The 1,839-nt window shown below is 57.1% G+C and carries 3 protein-coding genes and 2 pseudogenes; 3 read left to right on the plus strand and 2 right to left on the minus strand.

Annotated features, from left to right (window positions below):
* Positions 1-20 precede the first annotated feature (20 nt).
* Both LPW29_RS15590 and LPW29_RS15050 read right to left on the minus strand, forming a co-directional pair.
* Positions 21-343, minus strand: a pseudogene (locus tag LPW29_RS15590) (type II toxin-antitoxin system PemK/MazF family toxin).
* Complete coding sequence (locus LPW29_RS15050) at positions 343-576, minus strand: antitoxin MazE family protein (protein ID WP_238628689.1); 234 nt, start codon at positions 574-576, stop codon at positions 343-345. The pseudogene LPW29_RS15590 and the gene LPW29_RS15050 overlap by 1 nt, the downstream one beginning before the upstream one ends.
* Positions 577-837: 261 nt before the next feature.
* Here LPW29_RS15050 and LPW29_RS15055 point away from each other — a divergent pair, with 261 nt between their 5' ends.
* From LPW29_RS15055 to LPW29_RS15060, 3 genes and pseudogenes are all read left to right on the plus strand, one after another.
* Positions 838-1,110, plus strand: coding sequence for a type II toxin-antitoxin system Phd/YefM family antitoxin (locus LPW29_RS15055; RefSeq protein WP_063464604.1), 273 nt, complete (start codon positions 838-840; stop codon positions 1,108-1,110).
* 6 nt (positions 1,111-1,116) lie between these two features.
* Positions 1,117-1,215, plus strand: a pseudogene (locus LPW29_RS15685) (type II toxin-antitoxin system YoeB family toxin); the annotation flags it as partial.
* A gap of 63 nt (positions 1,216-1,278) precedes the next feature.
* Positions 1,279-1,839: AAA family ATPase (locus LPW29_RS15060; RefSeq protein ID WP_338018715.1), on the plus strand; the 561-nt coding region annotated here is incomplete at its 3' end.

Genomic DNA, 1,839 nt, shown 5'->3' on the forward strand with positions numbered 1-1,839 from the left:
GCTTTCAAGGTGGTGGTCTCTTATTTGGCGATCCCCAGAAACACCGCCAGACAACGCTCTACCTCCAGCAGGGAATCGGCGTTGAGTTGCCCGAACGGGCGACCGACCTTGTCGCGTTTCACCGTCAGGGTCTTGTCCACCATGATTTGCGAAGGTTTCTGCAAGCCGTTTTCGGCGCTTGGATGAACTGTAATGCGCAGTAGGGGGCGTCCACGAGGGTGCTGGTGATCGGCAAGATGGTAAGGCTGGCATTGTCGCTGAATTGGTTGGCCTGAATGACCAAGGCGGGTCTTGGTTTGCCAAAATCGCCTTGCATGGCGATGGTTACGAGACTCCCCCGCATCAATCCGTCCAGCCATCCGTGTCTGTCAGGGCTTCATCCATAAAACGCTGCATGTCGCTGTCGGCTCTGTCGGCTCTGTCGGCTTCGGCGGTCAAAAGGCATTGACGGCGGCATTCTTCGGCAAAGTCGGGGCGTCGAGTGTCAGGCACCCAGAGTTGCACGGGTCGAAGGCCTGCCTTGCGCAGGGCGTCACGATGCTTCTTCACTCGCGTGTCCACGTGCGTGGTGGTCATGTGGCGTGCCTCTGTTTGAAACGCGTTGCATGCAATCTGTTTAGCATGCGTGTGTTGTTACATGCAACAGTTGGTGGTGCCCCATTAACCGACATGGCCGCGTGTTCATGACAGTAAAGCAAATGGGTCGGCGTGCACACGCAAGAAGCACACATTCACGCCTTTCCCTCACACCAGCACTTCCACTGCCGCCGGGTGCCTGGCCTTATTAGGGATCGCGACCTATGCTTATACTGAATTACCGTACATCAAGGTGCCTTCATGGACACAATGAGCGTAAACAAATTCAGGGAAAACCTGAAAAGCGTTGTAGAGCAAGTGGTTAGCAGGCATGAGCCGCTCAAGGTGACACGGCGAGCGGGTCAGGATTTCGTGGTGATCGGCGCCGACGACTGGGAGCGGGAACAGGAAACCCTTCACGTTCTCCAAAACAAGGATCTCATGCAGCAGATTGCCGACTCTCTTGAAACCCACACCCATGGTAAAGGCTACAAACCCACTGGCGAGCAAATGGATGAGATCACTGGTGTTTGAAGGTATACTGGCCTATGGTTCAGGCGAATATCACAGCAAGATCGTTTGATCTATCGATTCGACGACAAGTCCATTTATATCTTTGCTATTGGTGGTCACTACGATCGTCCGGTCGCCCCATATAGCCAGACCGCAAGCAATGCTGGCATGATCCGCCCGGAGCCGCCCATGCCCCAGAAACGCAATCTCCCCATTGGTATCCAGGCGTTCGAGAAGATCCGCCGGGGTGACCACTACTATGTGGACAAGACACCGCACCTGCTTCGTTTGGTGGGAGAAGGGGGGTATTTTTTCCTCTCTCGTCCCCGCCGTTTTGGCAAGAGCCTGCTGCTGGATACCCTGCGTTGCCTGTTCGAGGGGCGGGAGGACCTGTTCCGGGGGCTGTACGTTGAGTCCCGCTGGGACTGGAGTGTGCGTTATCCGGTGGTCACCCTGGATTTTGGTGGCGGAGTGGCGGCCACGCGCGAGGCGCTGGATGCGCGTATTCGGGATCAGCTGCATTGGAACCGCGAGCGGCTGGGCGTGAGTCTGGACCGCCAGACGGATATCCCGGGAGAGTTTGAGGCGCTGATCCGCGGAGCGCATGCCCGTTCCGGTGAGCGGGTGGTGGTGTTGATCGATGAATATGACAAGCCGATCCTGGACAACATCACGGAGCCGGAGCAGGCTCGGGCAGTCCGGGAGGGGCTGAAAAACCTCTACTCGGTGCTGAAGACGGTGGACGCCCAT

The sequence above is a fragment of the Ectothiorhodospira sp. 9100 genome (genome assembly GCF_022227565.1).
In the GTDB taxonomy this organism is placed as follows: Bacteria; Pseudomonadota; Gammaproteobacteria; order Ectothiorhodospirales; family Ectothiorhodospiraceae; genus Ectothiorhodospira; species Ectothiorhodospira marina.